This is a genomic window from Methylococcus mesophilus, assembly GCF_026247885.1.
Lineage (GTDB): Bacteria > Pseudomonadota > Gammaproteobacteria > Methylococcales > Methylococcaceae > Methylococcus > Methylococcus mesophilus.
The window spans coordinates 4,037,242-4,055,372 of the sequence record NZ_CP110921.1 but is presented as its reverse complement, the minus strand read 5'-3'; the positions used below and the strand labels follow the sequence as shown (position 1 = coordinate 4,055,372).

The window sequence follows — 18,131 nt, the reverse complement described above, 5'->3', positions numbered from 1 at the left end:
GCGAGTCTATCCCTATCCGAAAATCCGCGGATCGGAGGCTGACCCCACAGCTATGGAACCCGAACAACCGTCGCAACTCATCAACCCGGCCATGCAATTTCGAACGCGCGTGCAATTAAACATCAATGCATGACGTTGCTCATGCGTACGGAAAAATAGGGCCGGTTGCATAGGTCCGTTGGCGATGCGTTCCGATCCGGCAGGCGCTGGTCTAATCGTCGGGCTCGCTCTCCCCAGCGTCTGTCCCAGCCGTTTTGGGCGGGCGTGGAATCGGCTTGAAGTATGCCTTGACCTGCTTGAGACCATTCACGGTCACTATGCAAGGTCCTGTTCCTACGCAGGGTCCCTTCCAACCACCGAATTGAAAACCGCCGGCCGGCGTCGCGGTCAGCGTGACGTAGGCACCCTTTGCAAATACGGCACCGCATTGCTTGCCGCAAGCAATACCCGGAGGAGAACTGGTCACGGCTCCCGAACCGGATCGCACGACGGTCAAAATGGAAAAGAGAGGAGTGACCTTATAGCTGTGGGTCACGGAGGCGGTGTTGCCGGCACCATCCTTTGCGACGACGGTGAAGGAGGCAGCACCGCGCTTGGAGGTATCGACCGGCGCCCCCGAGGCCACGGGACCGGCGCAGCCGGCAACTCCGGAAACAGCGTCGGCGCACACATAGTCGGCGATGACGCTGCTGTTCTGCAGATAGCTCTGGCCGTCAGCCGGGCTGTTCAGCGTAATAAGGGGTGGGGTGTCGTCAACGACCTCCACGCTGACCGGGCTGCTGTCATTGGCCACGTTGCCCGCATCGCCACCGTAATGAGCGGTGATGCTGTGGCTGCCGAGACCGAGCGTATTTATCGCCAATACCGCTCGACCGTTGCTCAAATTGGCGCTGCCAAGCTCCTTGCCGCTGTCGTGGAAGCTGACCGGACCCGTGGGCGAACTGCCGGATACTTCTGAGGTCAAGCTGACGACGTCGCCGTAGCGTGGACGGACATTCGATGCCGTCAGCGCCACAGTGGTGGCCGCCTTGGCCGTCGCATACACTGCGCCCGCTTCAGCCAAACCCGAGACCGCCGTCCGATTGGCCCCGACCATGAGGATCGCACCGTCCGACGACAAGGCAACCGGATAACCGAAATAGGCGTTTGCCGTGATATCGCTCCCCGCGCTGGTCCGAGCCGTCAGCTTCTGCCGGATCGACCACCCCTCTTCCGAGAGGCGATAGGAGTACAGGGCTCCTGCCGACTCCTGACCACTCACTGCGGCACCCGGCCCGCCGATGACGGCGGCATCGCCGTGGGGCGACAGCGCGATGGAACTGCCGAACAGGGCACCGGCCTGCGAATCATCGACGTTACCGTCGGCCTGTGCCGTCAACTTTTGGCGAACGCTCCAACTCCCGCCCGTGCGACCATAAACATAGGCCGCTCCCGCGTACATGTCCGTGCCCACGTTGCGCCCAGGGGCGCCCACCAAGGCCGTCATACCATCCGACGAGAGAACGACCTTGGCACCAAAGCCGGAGTTCGCCTCGGTATCCTCTCCATCGCTCGTTTGTGCGATCAGCTTGTCCTGCAACGTCCAGCTGGAACCTGTCCGACCGAACAAATACGCCGCGCCCGCATATTGCCCGCCGGCGACGGTATAGCCCGGCGCGCCGACCAGAGCGGTGCCGCCATCTTCGGATAACGCGGTCGATGCGCCAAAGGCGGCGAACAGCTGGGCGTCCTCGCTGCCGTCTTTGTTTGTCGCCGTCAGCTTTTGCCGGAAGCTCCAGTGAGCGCCGGTACGCCCGTAAAGGTAGGCCGAGCCTGCGAGAGCCAGACCGGCCTCCTTGTACCCGGTGGCACCCACCAGGGCGGTCTTGCCGTCCGCGGACAGCGCGACCGAGTAGCCGAAAGAGGCAGCGGCTTGAACATCGTCGCCCGCGTTCGTTTGGGCCGTAAGCTTCTGCTGAACCGCCCAGGCACCGCTGTCGTAAGCGTAGACATATACCGCGCCGGCCTGGGCGTTGCCGGACACCCGACCGCCATAGGCGCCCACGAGGGCCGTATTGCCGTCCGCGGAAAGAGCAACCGAATAGCCGAAAAAGCCCCCGCCGGTCCCATCGTCGCTTCCGTCAGGGTTTTTAGCCGTCAACTTCTGCTGGATCGCCCAGGTCTGACCGTTGCGCTTGTACACATACACCGCGCCGGCCTTTTCCAGACCGGCCATCGAGGCTCCGTTCGCTCCCACCAGGGCAGTGTTGCCGTCCTGGGACAAAGCGATCGCCCAGCCGGAGTGGCCGCTGGCCTGGGAATCACTGCTTCCATCCGGATTCTGCGCCGTCAGCTTCGCCCCAAGGCTGTAGATCTCGGGATCCACTACGACCGGCCAGACCGCACCTCGGGTGTCCACACGGATTGCCAGGCTTTCCCCGGCCAGTGCCAGCCATGCCGGCAGGTGCCGGCCTTGCGCATCGACTACGTCAAGATTCCGGTAGGCGAGCACGGCGTGGCCGTCCTTATCGCTGAGCCGGACGCCATGCGCATCACCATCCAACTCGGCCCGCAACTCGCCGCTCATTCCGAGCACCAGTTCAATAGTGCCGGCACCGCCAACGGGGGGCTGAGCCAGGGTAAAGCCCTGTTCCAGGCCTTCCGGCCTGTTTTCATACCATTCGGTGATCGGCCCGCGGCGGTATTCGATCCTTTGTCCTATGGCGGCCAGTTCGGCCTCCTGCACCGGGCGCGTCGCTCCGGGCAGGCCATAGGCCTTCAGCTTGAGCCCCAACTGCCAGCCCGGCGCCCCCTCTGCCGGTGCCAGCCGCATCCCCTCGGGATCAAAGCCCAAAGCCAATCCGTTCGAGGGATTCTGCGACACGTAACGGTGGAGACCTGTCGCCTCGACGCTGCGCATGGACTGGCCAACCGCAGCTTTCAGCTCTTGCGGAATATTCGCTGGGATATCAGCCCGTACGGCACTCCCATATACCCATAACCCAGCACCAATTAACACGATCAATGGAACGCGCCACATCAGACACGAAAATATCCGGTTCACGGCTAACCCCCTATCGTTAATCATGAGAAATGCCTGAATCAGGAAAACCCACCCACTCGATCAATAATGTGAGTTATTAGCTTGGGTACTGGCCATAAGCGTAGGCCTTGATGGTCCTGTCCGTGGTCATAACTACGGAGCAAGTTAGACCGTCAGGTGTCTGATCGACGTGGTCGCAGCCCTCCCAATTCTCCAGAGCGAAGCCCTCGGCCGGTTCATATCGAACGGTAATGGCCGTGCCCCCCTTTACCAGAATTGTGCAACTGAATTCCGTGCAGGTAGGTTCCAGTCCGGAAGGAGCGACGATGCGGAAATGCCCACTCAAAAGTTGAGTATTGTCAGACATGCTCAAGGTATAGGTGCCTACGGGTAACCATGCAGTCGTGGTATGGCAGACCTTGCACTGTTCTGTTGTAGGGACATGTGAAACCGGCTTGCCGGCCGCCGAAATGCCATCGTGGCAGCTCTTGCAGTCATCGACGTCACCCGTGTGGGCAAAATCGGCGGGTACCCATGCGGTTGTCGTATGACAAACCTCGCACCCCGCGGTAAACGGAGTGTGCGTCGTGGCGGGCTTGCCGGTCGCCTGTGTTCCGTTGTGGCAAGTGGTACAACCGCTGGTGATACCCGTATGGCTGAAGGTTGCGGGTAGCCACGCGGTTATGGAATGGCAGACGTTGCACTGTTCTGCTGTAGGGACATGTGAAACCGGCTTGCCTGCCGCCGAAATGCCGTCGTGGCAACTTTTGCAGTCACTCGTCACGCCTGGATGTTCGAAAGGGCTCGGGCTCGGGCTCGGGCTCGGGCTCGGGCTCGGAACGGGAGTCTCCATCGGCGAGAAATAGAGATCAATGGTTCTGTCGCCGGTCATCGTTACGAGGCACTCATTGGTTTCTGTTGCAATCCGGTCGCAACCGCTCCATTGCGAAAACTCATACCCCTCGTTGGCAATTCCGGACAATCGGATGTCGTTCCCCAATTTATATTTGCCAGAACAGCTATTGGCTGCGCACGCCATGCCGGAGGCCCCGCTGTTCTCGGTGACTCTTCCGCTATCGGCCGGCAGCAAATTGACCACTACGCTTGCCGATGGCGCGCCATTTCCACCGCCGCCCGGTGAACAACCAGATAGCCCGAGCGCCACAACCAACAAAAGAAATATTCTTTTCCGGCTCATATCCTGCGCAAAATCTGAAGGAAACCATTGCTTTGCCATGCTTGTGCTCCCGAATTTCATGCCATCGTAAAAGCATCCAGATCCGCGCCGCTCCGCCGCAAGCTTCCTGGAAGGCCATTAGCCTTCGGCAAACGCGTTACCTCCTTGAAATGAAACAGCGCACACCATTAACAATTTGCTCTGAAATATCCTCCGCCAGCCCCACTAGCGCACGGGCAGGACACCGACGTCGCATCAGCATTCGTCCTGCACGTATCAACTTATAGACGGAAAATGTGACAGTAGGAGCCTGACGGGATGACGCGCCGAACGGCGAATAAACTCGGAACGCCTGAATTCCGTCGGACAAACGGCGGCAGTCAACCCATCCGGCTATGCCGGTGTCGAGCTCATAGCTTTGGGGTACGATGGCTGAAGGGTCGCCGAAGGCTTACAATCGCCGTACGATTACCTTGCTCCGTTGTCAGACTTTTCCCGCAGGAGGACGTCATGCAAGTCACCCGGCGCCAGTTTTTCAGACTGAGTGCCGCATCGCTCGGGGGTTCCTCGCTGGCCGTCATGGGGTTTTCGCCCCGCGAGGCGCTGGCGGAAGTGCGACAGTTCAAGCTGGCGCGCACGACGGAAACCCGCAATACCTGCCCGTATTGCTCGGTAGCTTGCGGCCTCATCCTGTACAGCCTCGGTGACGGCGCCAAGAACGCCAAGGCCGAGATCATCCACATCGAGGGCGACCCGGACCATCCGGTCAGCCGCGGCAGCCTCTGCCCCAAGGGCGCCGGCCTGCTCGACTTCGTCCACAGCCCGACCCGCACCAAGTTTCCGGAATACCGGGCGCCGGGCGCCAAGACGTGGACCCGCGTCGGCTGGGACTTCGCGCTGGAGCGCATCGCGAAACTGGTCAAGGCAGACCGCGACCGGAATTTCGTCGCCCGCAATGGCCAGGGCCAGACGGTCAACCGCTGGCCCACGGTCGGCTTCCTGGCCGCTTCCGCTTCGTCCAACGAGGCCGGTTACCTCACCCACAAGGTTCTCCGCAGCTTAGGAGTGGTCGCACTCGACAACCAGGCACGGGTCTGACACGCACCGACGGTGGCAAGTCTTGCTCCGACATTCGGTCGCGGCGCCATGACCAATACCTGGATGGACATCAAGAATGCGAACGTCATTCTGGTGATGGGCGGCAATGCCGCCGAAGCGCATCCGGTCGGCTTCAAATGGGTAGTGGAAGCCAAGGCGCACAACAAGGCCAGGCTGATCGTGGTCGATCCGCGCTTCAATCGCACGGCTTCGGTGGCGGATTTGTACGCGCCGATCCGGGTGGGCACCGACATCGCCTTCCTGAGCGGCGTGATCCGCTACCTGTTCGAGCACGATGCGATCCAGCACGAGTACGTGAAGGCGTACACCAACGCCAGCTTCATCGTGCGCGAGGATTTCGGCTTCGACGACGGGCTGTTCTCCGGCTACGACGAGAGCGCCCGCAAATACGACAAGGCGAGCTGGCAGTACGAGCTGGATGGCCAGGGCTATGCCCAGGTCGACGAGACCCTGCAGCATCCCCGCTGCGTGCTGAACCTGTTGAAGCAGCATGTCTCCCGCTACACCGTGGACACGGTCTGCGACATTTCCGGCACGCCCAGGGAGCTGTACCTGAAGGTCTGCGAGACGATCGCCTCCACTGCGGTCCCGACCCGCACCCTGACCAGCCTGTACGCCCTCGGCTGGACCCAGCACAGCATCGGCGCCCAGAACATCCGGACGCTGGCGATCCTGCAGCTGCTGCTGGGCAACATCGGGATGCCGGGGGGAGGCGTCAATGCCCTGCGCGGCCATTCCAACATCCAGGGCCTGACCGACCTGGGACTGCTGTCCGACCAGCTGCCGGGCTACATGAACCTTGGCCGCGACGAGGAGACGACCCGCGCCGCCTACCTGGACAAGCGGACACCTAAGCCCCTGAGGCCGGGGCAGGTCAACTACTGGTCGAACTATCCCAAGTTCCATACCAGCCTGATGAAGGCTTGGTACGGCAAGGCGGCGACCGCGGACAACGACTTCTGCTATGACTGGCTGCCCAAGCTCGACCAGGTCTACGACGGCCTGCGGGTGTTCGACCAGATGGAACAGGGGAAGCTGACCGGCCATTTCTGCCAGGGCTTCAATCCGCTGGCTTCCTTCCCCAACAAGGCCAAGATCACCTCCGCGCTGTCCAAGCTGAAGTTCCTGGTGGTGATGGACCCGCTGGCGACGGAGACTTCGGAGTTCTGGCAGGACCACGGCGAATACCACGAGGTGAAGCCGGAAGCCATCCAGACCGAGGTGTTCCGCCTGCCCACCACCTGCTTCGCCGAGGAGGACGGCTCGTTGGTCAACAGTTCTCGCTGGCTGCAGTGGCACTGGAAAGGCGCCGAGCCGCCGGGCGAATGCCGCACCGACATCGACATCATGGCCGAGCTGTTCATCCAAATCCGTGAACTGTACCGGCAGGAAGGTGGTGCCTTCCCCGATCCGATCCTCGGTCTGCACTGGCCTTACCGGATTCCGGCAGCGCCGGCACCGGACGAACTGGCGAAGGAGTTCAACGGCCAAGCCCTGGCCGACCTCACCGATCCCAAAGACCCGACGAAAGTGCTGGTCAAGGCCGGGCAACAGTTGTCCAGTTTCGCCCAGCTCCGCGACGACGGCAGCACCGCCAGCGGTACCTGGATCTTCTGCGGCGCCTGGACCGAGGCCGGCAACCAAATGGCCCGGCGCGACACCTCGGACCCCACCGGGCTCGGCATCGCGCCCAACTGGGCCTGGGCCTGGCCGCTGAACCGGCGGATCCTGTACAACCGCGCCTCCTGCGATCCCGCCGGCAAGCCCTGGGACGGAAAGCGCAAGCTGATCGAATGGGACGGCAGCAAGTGGAGCGGGCTGGACGTGCCGGACTTCAAGGCTGACGCCGGCCCCGACAGCGGCGTGTCGCCCTTCATCATGACCGACGAAGGGGTGGGCCGGCTGTTCGCGCGGCACCTGATGGCCGAAGGCCCCTTCCCGGAGCATTACGAGCCGTTCGAAACGCCGCTGGCGGCCAACCCGCTGCACAGCAAGGTGATCAGCAACCCGGCGGCGCGCGTGTTCGCGGGCGACAAGGCCATGCTCGGCAGACGTGAGGAATTCCCTTACGTCGCGACCACCTACCGCCTCACCGAGCACTTCCACTTCTGGACCAAGCATGCCCGGATCAACGCCTCGCTCCAGCCGGAGCAGTTCGTCGAAATCGGCGAGGCGCTGGCGGCGGAACTCGGCATCGCCAACGGCGAGAAGGTGGTCGTGCGCTCCAGGCGCGGCCGCATCAAGGCGGTGGCGTTGGTGACCAAACGCATCAAGGCGCTGAAGGTCGCGGGCCAGACCGTGCACCAGATCGGCATCCCGATCCACTGGGGCTTCACCGGCGCGACCAGGAAGGGCTATATCGCCAACACCCTGACGCCGTTCCTAGGCGATGCCAATACCCAGACGCCCGAATTCAAGGCCTTCCTGGTCAATGTGGAGAAGGACCTGTCCGAACTCATGCCGCACACCCACAAGCCGGGCGAGGGGCATGAGGAACGCAGGCGGCCTGGCGGAAACGGAACTGCGGGTGCGACAGAGAAGTCATCCTGGCTGGCGCGCGTCCTCAAAGGCCGGACGGAGGTTTAACCATGGCACTGCAATCCCTGGACATCGTCCAACGTTCCGCTACCACCACGCCCAGCCCGCAGCAGCGGCAGACGACGGAGGTGGCCAAGCTCATCGACGTCACCAAGTGCATCGGCTGCAAGGCCTGCCAGTCGGCCTGCCAGGAATGGAACGATCTGCGCGAAGAGGTCGGCATCAACGAGGGTTCCTACCAGAATCCGCACGACCTGACCGCCAACAGCTGGACCTTGATGCGGTTCGCCGAGACCGAGGAAAACGGCACCCTCGAGTGGCTGATCCGCAAGGACGGCTGCATGCACTGCGCCGACCCCGGCTGCCTCAAGGCCTGCCCCTCGCCGGGCGCGATCATCCAGTACAGCAACGGCATCGTCGATTTCCACGAGGAGAACTGCATCGGCTGCGGCTACTGCATCGCCGGCTGCCCGTTCGACATCCCCCGCCTGTCCAACAAGGACAGCAAGGTCTACAAGTGCACCCTGTGCTCGGACCGCGTGTCGGTGGGGCTGGAACCGGCCTGCATCAAGGCCTGCCCGACTCAGGCGCTGGTGTTCGGCAGCAAGGAGGACATGATCGAGCACGCCAATGACCGCATCGCCGACCTCAAGGAGCGTGGCTTCGGGAACGCCGGGCTCTACGACCCGGCCGGCGTGGGCGGCACCCATGTCATGTACGTGCTGCATCATGCCGACAAGCCGCAGCTCTACAACGACCTGCCGAAAGACCCGGCCATCTCCCCCACGGTCGGTCTGTGGAAAGGGATTTTCAAACCCCTGGCCACGGCCGCCCTGGCGTTCACGGCGCTGGCCGGGTTTTTCCACTATGTCACGGTCGGCCCCAATGAGACCGAGGAAGACGAAGAGGAGGAAAAGGCATGAGCACCGACCGCAATCCGCCGCCCGTCGAGCGCTACAGCCCGGCGGAACGCTTCAACCACTGGGTCACCGCCCTCACCTTCCTGCTGCTGAGCTTCTCCGGCCTGGCGCTGTTCCACCCCTCCATGTTCTGGTTCACCCAGTTCTTCGGCGGGCCCACCTGGACCCGCATCCTGCATCCATACATCGGCGTCTTGCTGTTCCTCTCGTTCTCCGGCCTGGCGCTCAAATTCTGGCATCACAACCTGCTGACCCGGAACGACATCGTCTGGCTCCGCCGGATCGCCGACGTGGTGAGGAACCGCGAAGACCGGCTGCCGGAGGTGGACCGCTACAACGCCGGCCAGAAGATGCTGTTCTGGACCATGATCGCCACCATTCCGACCCTGCTCCTCACCGGCATCGCGATCTGGCGGCCCTGGTTCGCGCCCTATTTCGGCATCGACGTAGTCCGCCTAGCGCTGCTGCTCCACGCGGTCTGCGCCTTCGTCATGATCGCGGGCATCATCGTCCACATCTACGCCGCCCTGTGGATCAAGGGCACCCTCGGCGCGATGGTCCGCGGCACCGTGAGCCGGGCCTGGGCGCGCAAGCATCATCCGGGCTGGTACCGGCGGGTGATCGGCGGGGAGTAGGCGCTGGCGTACGCCGCCGCCCGGTCTATAATGCCCGGCCTTTTTGCAGACCAGGAATTCACTCATGAGCCAGTTCGACAACGTCAGCGTCGTCAAGAAAGCCAATGTCTATTTCGACGGCAAATGCGTCAGCCACACCGTACTGTTCCCGGACGGCAGCCGCAAGACCTTGGGGGTGATCCTGCCCTCCGCTCTGCATTTCGAAACCGGCGCCCCGGAGATCATGGAGATCATCGCCGGCGGATGCCGCGTGCAGCTCGCCGGCCAACCCGAGTGGCAAAGCTATCAGGCCGGCGATTCGTTCAGCGTTCCGGGGAACAGCAGCTTCCGGATCGAGGTGAGCGATACGCTCCATTACGTGTGCCACTTCGGATGAAGCTTCGGCAGCACAAGGGGAACGTGAAGGGCGGGATGAAACAGAACGCCCCTTATCTGCGCAAGCTGATCGAGATCGCCCTCGGCATTGCCGCGCTCGAATTGCTCTTCTACCTGTTCCGGGTCGGCGCCGCGGTCTATGCGCCGTGATTCCCCGAGGCATCATCCCGCTCCGGCACCGGTGATATCATCACGGCGGAACCGTATGCGGCACTCCCTGCGGAGCGCGCAACGGACGTCAAGCAACCTGATTTGAGGAACGAATCGATGAAATACCTGTTCAGGCATCCCTTGGTGGTATTCGGTCTGGGCATCGCCGCCGGCTACCTGGTGCACAAGTACCGGAGGGAAATCCTCGCGACCACCACCGGATTTACGGAAAAAGGGCGGGAGTTCGTGCTGGGCTCCCAGCAACACGATGTCGCCGGCAGCTGCGAGGAGTGCGAAGACTAAAGAGAGACGCGGCCGACCGGGGAATGGAGAGGGCCTTCTACGCATGCACCCCGGACGACCACTGCCTTTCAATATTGCAAATCTTGGGCCACGACGGGAAGACGGGCTGAACCGGGTGCGGCAGCTTTGCCGACAGCGGAACTGCGTGATATCGCGATGAATCTGCGGCATTTCCCTCACATCCTATGCCGTTCCGACTCCTGTCAGCTCAAGCCGTAACGGGACACCTTCTTGTACAGCGTCGAGCGCGCGATCCCGAGCACGCGGGCGGCTTGGCTCATGTTGCCGCGGCACCTGCAGATGGCCGCGGCGATGCTTTCCGATTCGACTTTCGACAGACTGAGCCCGTCACCGAATTGGGAAATTTCCCGGCCCTCCAGGCCGGATGAAGCGCCGCCCTGCCCCGCCTCTTCGAGAAAATCCGCCGGCAGATCGTCCACCGCCAGCACGCCGCCGGAGCAAGCGAACAGGGCATTCCTGATTACGTTGCGCAGTTCCCGCAAGTTTCCCGGCCAGGGGTGGCGCTCGAACAAAGCCGCGACCTCTCCGCCCAAACGGATGTGCCGGACTCCCGCCGCCGCAGCTTCCTGCTCGAAAACCGCCTGCACGATCCGGGATCGGTCGGGCCGCTGCCGCAGCGGCGGCAGATGCAGGCGCGCCCCATTGAGCCGGTAATACAGATCGCGCCGGAAACGCCCCTGGCGGATCGCTTCCTGCAAGTCGACATTGGTTGCCGCCACGACCTGGACGTCGACACGCAAGGGCTTGGCGCCGCCGACCGGCACGAACTCGCCGGTCTCCAGGACGCGCAGCAGCGTCGCCTGGAGATCGAAGCTCATGTCGCCGATTTCATCGAGAAACAGCACGCCGCCATCGGCCAGGAGAAATTTTCCCGGCTTCCCGCGGCTGCGGGCTCCGGTGAAACTGCCGGCTTCATAGCCGAACAGCTCACTTTCGATGAGATCCTTGGGAATCGAAGCACAGTTGACGGCTACCAACGGTCCCTTCCGCCGCGGCCCGAGGCGATGGGCGAAGCGCACCAGGTATTCCTTTCCTGTCCCGGATTCTCCGCTGACGAGAAGGGGAATGCCGCGCTCCTGCAGCCGCAAAGCTTTGTCGAGCAGGCCCTCGACCGCCGCATCACTGATCAAGCGCTGTTCGCCGGGCGGGGAAGCCGGCGGCACTTCGGGCGTGTAATCAGCCCTTCGGCTTAGCTCAAGACAAGGCCCAGCCGCCTGACCCTCCCGGCCCGATCGCGGCGCGGCCAGCCCGTCGCAAACCATGCGCAGGAAGGCGAGCAGCGCGCCCGCGGAGCCGCGCCGGTCGCTTACCAGGCCGACCAGGGCGGTCGTTTCTCCAGCCGCGTTCTGGAGCGGACAGCCGGCGGTAACCAGGGCGTGCAATCTCGCGCCATAGTGCTCCTTGCCTTCGAAGGCGATGGCCGTCCCCAGTGCCGCCGCGCTGCCGATGCCATTGTTGCCGAGCACCTCTTCCCGCCAGTCGGCACCGACTTTGAGCACTTCCCGGGCGACGGGCGCCATCCGCAGTCCGTCATCCAGCACCCGAAAAATCCGGCAATGAGCGTCCGCGACGATCAAAGCGGCCTGGGCCCCCTTCAGAAATTCGAAAACACAGCGTACCCTTTCCCAGACGGATGCAAGTTCCAAAGAAGCGGAGGGGCCAAGATCGGCGGGGCCATCAAGCTTGCGCGGCCAGTCATCGGTGCCAGGCGGAAGCCGGTAATCCTCGAAGCAACGGCACCAAGCGTCCGCGACTTCCGGGCGGACCCAATCCAGGGCGGCCGGCAGAACCCCCGTCTGGCGCATCCATTCCCACGCCTGATCGGGCCGGTCCACGTACAAACTGCTGAAACGGTTCCAATCGGGAAATTCGACGGGTCTGGAAACGGAAGAGAGGTACTGTTCGCTCAACATCTGTGGCTATCTCCTTGGCATGAAGCTACGATCGACCATTCGTAAGGCGGCCACCTTGTCCAGGCGCGGCCGGCCATGCATAACCACGTTCTTGATTTCTAATTTTGCCGGACCTTCCAAAGGCAGACGTTGCTGGGTCCGAATGCCGCCCCTGCGCGGGACCGATTTCTTTTCATCGGCAACGGGGCGTATGGGTGACACGGTAGCAACTCGGTCACGAGCCTTCAATGCGGCTGATTGTCGCAGAGAATCAACGGTATGACCCAGCCCGACGCCGGCGGGATGCGCCCCTGGCCTGACTTTTTCGACTGCGGAACCCTGTTGAAGCCGTAAACGATTTCACATTAGACTGCGCCGCAGTCCGAGCAAGGGTGGCCGCCGCCTCATCTATCGTTCGCGCCGCGGACCCCATCCCTGCCCATAACGAGTATGGAAACCATGTCCGAAGACCTCACTTCCCCCCCTGCCATGCGGCAGCGCTTCCTGCGCTCACTGGGCAGCATCTGCCTCATCGTCATCCTGACCGAAGGGGTCGTCATGGCGCTCTTGGAGGCGATCCGGCGCACCGGGCTGGAACTGCTGCCGTGGCAGGAAAGCGCACTGGATGGGGTCCTGCTTGCCCTTTTCAGCGCCCCCTTACTGTGGATGATGGCGCTGCGGCCCCTGTCGCGGCAGATCGCGCAGGAAAGCCAGCGCAACAAGGAGCTTCTGGAAGCGCTGGACGCGCATGCACTGGTCAGCATCACGGATCTGCAGGGCAAGATACTGTACGTGAACGACAATTTCTGCGCGGTTTCGCGTTATGGCCGCGACGAACTCATCGGCCAGGACCACCGCATCGTCAATTCCGGCTACCACGGCAAGGCCTACATCCGCGACATGTGGCGCACCATCGCCCGGGGAAAGATCTGGCAGGGCGAATTCTGCAACCGCCGTAAGGACGGAACCCGCTACTGGGTCGACAGCACCATCGTTCCGCTGATGGACGATGTGGGCAAGCCGCGGCAGTACATATCCATCCGCCGCGACGTCACGGCGCAAAAGGAGGCCGAGGCCCAGCTCGCCCGCCTCAAGCAGGCAATGGACGCGAACAGCGAGATGATCCTGATCACCGACCGTGCCGGGCGCATCATCTATGCGAACCCAGCGCTGTGCCGTTTCAGCGGAATAGCCGAACCGGAACTGCTCGGCCAGAGCCCCAGTGTCCTGGACAGCCCGCTCGCCGATCCACAGACCCTGGCCGCCATGCAGACGGCACTGCGGACCGGTCAGCCCTGGTCCGGTCGGCTCCTGAACCGGCGCCGGACTGGACCGGACACACGGGCCGAACAGGATTACTGGGCGGAGATCAGCACCACCCCGATCCATACCGAAGGAAACGGCCTGGTGGGCTATGTCCAGATCCAGCATGACGTGAGCGTCAAGGTCGAAAGCGAACGTGCACTCGCGATGGAGCAGGAGGATACCGCCGCCCGCCTGCGCATCACCGAAACCCTCCAGCAAAACGGCCCGCTGAGAGAACGCTGCCGGCAGGTGCTTGGCATTCTGTTCGGGCTCAGTACTTTCAACCTGCAACGCAAGGGCGGGATATTCCTGAAGGCGGAGAACGAGGACCACCTGAATTTGTTCGTCCTGGAAGGAAAATTCTGCGACGAATTCATCCGGCGCGAACAGACCATTCCGATGGGCGCCTGCCTATGCGGCCGAACCGCTGTTTCAGGCGAAATCCTCGTATCCGACGACTGCTTCAAGGACGCCCTGCACGAACACCGCTTCGAGGGCATGGAAACCCACGGCCATTACATCGTGCCGATCGCATCCGGCGGCGAAGTCCTGGGCGTGATGTTTCTCTACACCGACCCCAACCCCGCACGCAACGAGGCGCGGATGGCGATGCTCCGGCAGGTCGGCGAAATGCTGGCGCTGGCGATACTCGAGGACCGCGCCAAGGCCTCCCTGAAAGCCGCCCACGACGCCGCCGTGGAGGCCACCCAGGCCAAGAGCGCGTTCCTGGCCAACATGAGCCACGAGATACGCACCCCGATGAACGGCGTGCTCGGCATGCTGGAACTGCTGAAGGATACCGACATGTCCCGCGAGCAATGGGATCTGGTGGAAACCGCATCGAATTCCGCCGAATCCCTGCTCGAAATCATCAACTCGATTCTCGACTTCTCCAAGCTCGAAGCGGGGAAGGTCGAGATCGAGCGGACCGAATTCAACCTGCCCGACCTGGTCGAGGAAGTCTGCGCCCTGCTGGCCGGCCGCGCCCACGACAAGGGCCTGGAGCTGAACTGCTTCCTGCCCGCGGACATACCCAGGATGTGGACCGGCGATCCGACACGGATCCGCCAAGTGCTCACCAATCTGTTGGGCAACTCCGTCAAGTTCACCGAAAATGGCGAGGTTTCGGTCAAGGTGATGCAGGAGGACGCGGGCGACGGCCGGACGAACCTGAGCTTCGAGATTCGTGACACCGGCATCGGCATCGCGCCGGAGGTCCAGGCGCGGCTGTTCCAGCCGTTCACCCAGGCCGACGATTCCACCTCCCGGCGCTTCGGCGGCACCGGCCTCGGCCTGTCCATCTGCCGGGACCTGGTCGAGCTCATGGGTGGAAGCATCGGCCTGGAAAGCGTGCCCGGCCAAGGCAGCCGTTTCTGGTTCACGCTTCCCCTGGAACACGTCGCAGGTGCGGCTGCACCCGCCCTGCCGGACTTCTCCCATCGGCGGGTCCTGGTAGTGGACGACAACGCCACCAACCGCGTCATCCTTACCCACTATCTGACCCATTGGGGCCTGGAGGTCGGCGAAGCCGACCGCGGCGACACGGCGCTGGCCGAACTGGAGGCCGCCCAGCGCGAATCGAGACCCTACGACCTCGTCTTGCTCGATCTCCACATGCCGCATATGGACGGCTATGGGCTCGCCCGGGCCATGAATGCCAGCCCGCGTCTCAGGGACACTCCGCGCCTGCTGCTTTCCTCCGGAGGCCTGGCCGGCGAAGCCGAGCTTCGGGCCCTCGGAATCGCGCGCAGTCTGCTGAAACCGGTGCGGCAGTCGCTGCTGTTCAACGCCATCGCGGAAGTCCTCGCCACCAAGGCCAAGGACAAGCCCCGGATGCCCGACAAGTCGGAGGCCGTACTGCCGACTTACGAAGGCCGCAGGGTCCTGGTGGTGGAGGACAACCGGGTCAACCAGAAAGTGATCGTCGCCATGCTCGGCAAGTTTGGAATCGCTCCCGACGTCGCAGACAACGGCCAGGCCGCCCTGGATCTGCTGGCCCGCGCGCCTTACGACCTGATTCTCATGGATTGCCAGATGCCGGTACTGGGGGGCTACGAAGCCACGGAGGAACTGCGCGCAAGGGAATTCTCCGCGGAGTCGGGACGCACGCCGGTCATCGCGCTGACCGCCCATGCCGCGACGGGCGAGCGGGAAAAATGCCTGGCGGCCGGCATGGACGACTATCTCAGCAAACCGGTTTCCAGGGACCGCTTGGCCGAGGCGCTCGAACGCTGGCTGGGCACCTCCGCATCCATGGACTCCCGGGAAGCCGTGCCCGGTCCTGCCGGCGACGGTGGCGGGTCCGGCGGTCCTTCCTGGAGCAGGGAACAAGCGTTGGCGCGCCTGGACCACGACGAGGAACTCCTGGCCGAAATGATCGGTCTCTGTATCGAGGAGATCCCCAAGCACCTCGCGGCCGTGCGTGAAGCGGGAGCGAGTGCGGACTTGGCCGCGCTGGCCGATGCGGCGCATGCCATCAAGGGCATGGCGGGCCATTTCTGCGCCGGAGCGGTCCGGGAACTGGCCGCAAGGCTGGAGGACCGGGCCCGTACTGCAGGATCGGCCGTAGATCCGGCGCTGATCCGTGCGCTGGAAACCTCCGCCGCCAGGTTGCTGGAGGATATGCGGAGCGACTCCTCACGGGGCTGTCTGGAAAAGGGTGACGACCATGAGCCGCGGTAAGCTCCCCAGCCCCGGCGCCGGAGCGTCGGAAACCCGCGTTGTGTCTCGGCCCGGATCTATGGAAGATGCATAAGCAAAAGCTGTGCGACTCGCTGCCCACGCCGTCGCGTACGGCCGCAGCGATCCTGAGTCTGGCCCAGCGCGAAGACGTCACGGCGGAAGCGCTGGCCCAGCTGATCCAGACCGACCCGGCGCTCACCGGGCGGATCCTGCGCTTCGCCAACGCCCCCGCACAGGGCACGCGCCGGCCGATCGCCAGCGTCATCGACGCCATGAGCCTCCTCGGCCTCCAGGCTATCCGCCAGTTCGCACTGAGCCTCTCGCTCATCGACGCCCATCGCGAAGGCCAATGCGAGGCATTCGACTACCCGGCCTACTGGCAGAAGTCCCTGGCCTGCGCCGTCGCGCTCCAATCGATCACGGCCCAGGTCCCCACCGTAGCTCCGAAAGAAGCTTTCACGCTGGGCCTCCTGGCCGACGTGGGCCGCCTCGCCCTGGCCACCGCCTGGCCGCAGGAATACAGTGAATGCCTGCGGCAGGCGGACGGCGAAAGGCTGATCGCCCTGGAACGTGAGCGCTTTGCCACCGATCATGACGACCTGACCCGGATGCTGCTGACGGACTGGGGATTTCCGCAGGTTTTTATCGACGCGCTGGAACTGAGCCAACAGGACGAAATCCAGGACGACAGCCGCATCGGCCGTTTCGCCCGGCAGCTGGTCTTGGCGCGGCGGATCGCTGACTACCGTCTCGCCGACGAATCCCGGCGCATCACGTTGTCGCCGATGCTGCAGGCAGAGGCGAAGAAATGCGCGCTGGACGACGAGGATCTGGCGCACCTGCTCGGCGGCCCGCAGACGGAATGGCTCGACTGGACCCGGATGATCGGCATCGCCGACGACGATCAAGCCGGTGGCGCAGAGCCTTCCGGCCAGATGCCGCAAGCGGACGAAAAGCTGCACGTGCTGCTCGCGGACGACGACCCCATCATGCTGACGCGGCTCTCCCGCCAGCTCGAAGCGGACGGGCACCACGTCGCGTCACGGCGGGACGGCGAAGCGGCGCTCGAATACGCGCTCGAGCACGAACCGGAAATGGTGATCACGGACTGGCACATGAAGCCCGTGAACGGCCTGGAGCTGTGCAAGGCGCTGCGGGCGTCCGCGCTGGGCGGCAACGTCTACATCGTCATGCTCACGGCGAGCGAGAGCGAGGATGCGCTGGTCGAAGCCTTCGGCGCGGGCATCGACGATTATGTCATCAAACCGCCCAGCGTCAGGGTCCTAAAGGCCCGCATACGCGCCGGCCAGCGCATCATCACCCTGCACAAGAAGCTCGCGCGGGAACGCAAGGAAATCGAACGCTACTCCTCGGAACTGGCCGCCGCGAACCGCCGCCTGGAACTCATGGCCCATACCGACCAACTCACCGGCCTGCCCAACCGCCGCTACGCGATGGACAGACTGGAACAGGAATGGGCGGAGGCGCGGATGTTCGGCCGGCCGCTGAGCATCATGATGCTCGACCTCGACTGGTTCAAATCCATCAACGACACCCTGGGCCACGACGCCGGCGACCAGGCACTCGTTCATGCCGCCCGCGTCATGCGGGAAACCGTGCGCACCAGCGATATCGTATGCCGGATGGGGGGCGAGGAATTCCTGGTCATAACCCCGGACACGGGCGGAGCCGCCGCCGCCCAGACCGCCGAGCGCATCCGCAGCGCGATCGAGCGGCAGCAGCCCGCGGAACTCGAGTTGTCCCGCCCACTGACGGCCAGCATCGGCGTGGCCGACTCCGCATCCGCCGCCAGTCTGAAAGACCTGCTGCTGAAGGCCGACAATGCCCTCTACCAGATCAAGCAGGGCGGACGTAACGGCGTACGACACGCTTCCGCCTGACCCGCAGGAGCTCTAAGGAGGCCGGGCCCCTGAATTTATGGGAACGAACGCGTCCACCGGGACTACAGGGGGGTGAAGTGACTCAGATGTT

9 protein-coding genes and 1 pseudogene are annotated in these 18,131 nt (G+C 63.5%); 7 read left to right on the top strand and 3 right to left on the bottom strand.

Annotated features, from left to right (window positions below; translation table 11 throughout):
• Positions 1–211: 211 nt before the first annotated feature.
• A complete protein-coding gene (locus OOT43_RS19205; protein ID WP_266022291.1) occupies positions 212–2,899 on the bottom strand; it encodes an Ig-like domain repeat protein in 2,688 nt (895 codons plus the stop codon).
• Between the two features lie 220 nt (positions 2,900–3,119).
• Complete coding sequence (locus tag OOT43_RS19200; protein WP_266022290.1) at positions 3,120–4,259, bottom strand: InlB B-repeat-containing protein; 1,140 nt, start codon at positions 4,257–4,259, stop codon at positions 3,120–3,122.
• A gap of 450 nt (positions 4,260–4,709) precedes the next feature.
• On the opposite strand from OOT43_RS19200, the pseudogene fdnG reads away from it, so the two are divergent.
• From fdnG to OOT43_RS19175, 5 genes and pseudogenes are all read left to right on the top strand, one after another.
• Positions 4,710–7,760: pseudogene (gene fdnG / locus OOT43_RS19195) on the top strand (formate dehydrogenase-N subunit alpha); the annotation flags it as partial.
• A 146-nt stretch (positions 7,761–7,906) separates the two neighbouring features.
• A complete protein-coding gene (gene fdxH / locus OOT43_RS19190; protein ID WP_266022288.1) occupies positions 7,907–8,779 on the top strand; it encodes a formate dehydrogenase subunit beta in 873 nt (290 codons plus the stop codon).
• Positions 8,776–9,411 carry a formate dehydrogenase subunit gamma gene (locus tag OOT43_RS19185; RefSeq protein WP_266022287.1) on the top strand — a complete coding sequence of 212 codons (636 nt, stop codon included), beginning with the start codon at positions 8,776–8,778 and terminating at the stop codon, positions 9,409–9,411. Before fdxH ends, OOT43_RS19185 begins: the two co-directional genes overlap by 4 nt.
• A gap of 64 nt (positions 9,412–9,475) precedes the next feature.
• Positions 9,476–9,787, top strand: coding sequence for a pyrimidine/purine nucleoside phosphorylase (gene ppnP / locus OOT43_RS19180; RefSeq protein WP_266022286.1), 312 nt, complete (start codon positions 9,476–9,478; stop codon positions 9,785–9,787).
• A gap of 266 nt (positions 9,788–10,053) precedes the next feature.
• Positions 10,054–10,239, top strand: a complete 186-nt coding sequence (locus tag OOT43_RS19175; protein ID WP_266022285.1) for a hypothetical protein — start codon at positions 10,054–10,056, stop codon at positions 10,237–10,239.
• A gap of 203 nt (positions 10,240–10,442) precedes the next feature.
• Here OOT43_RS19175 and OOT43_RS19170 read toward each other — a convergent pair whose 3' ends face one another.
• Complete coding sequence (locus OOT43_RS19170; RefSeq protein ID WP_266022284.1) at positions 10,443–12,173, bottom strand: sigma-54-dependent Fis family transcriptional regulator; 1,731 nt, start codon at positions 12,171–12,173, stop codon at positions 10,443–10,445.
• 438 nt (positions 12,174–12,611) lie between these two features.
• Between OOT43_RS19170 and OOT43_RS19165 the strand changes: the two genes are divergently transcribed.
• Positions 12,612–16,139, top strand: a complete 3,528-nt coding sequence (locus OOT43_RS19165) for a response regulator (protein WP_266022283.1) — start codon at positions 12,612–12,614, stop codon at positions 16,137–16,139.
• A gap of 65 nt (positions 16,140–16,204) precedes the next feature.
• Positions 16,205–18,040, top strand: coding sequence for a GGDEF domain-containing response regulator (locus tag OOT43_RS19160; RefSeq protein WP_266022282.1), 1,836 nt, complete (start codon positions 16,205–16,207; stop codon positions 18,038–18,040).
• Positions 18,041–18,131: the final 91 nt, after the last annotated feature.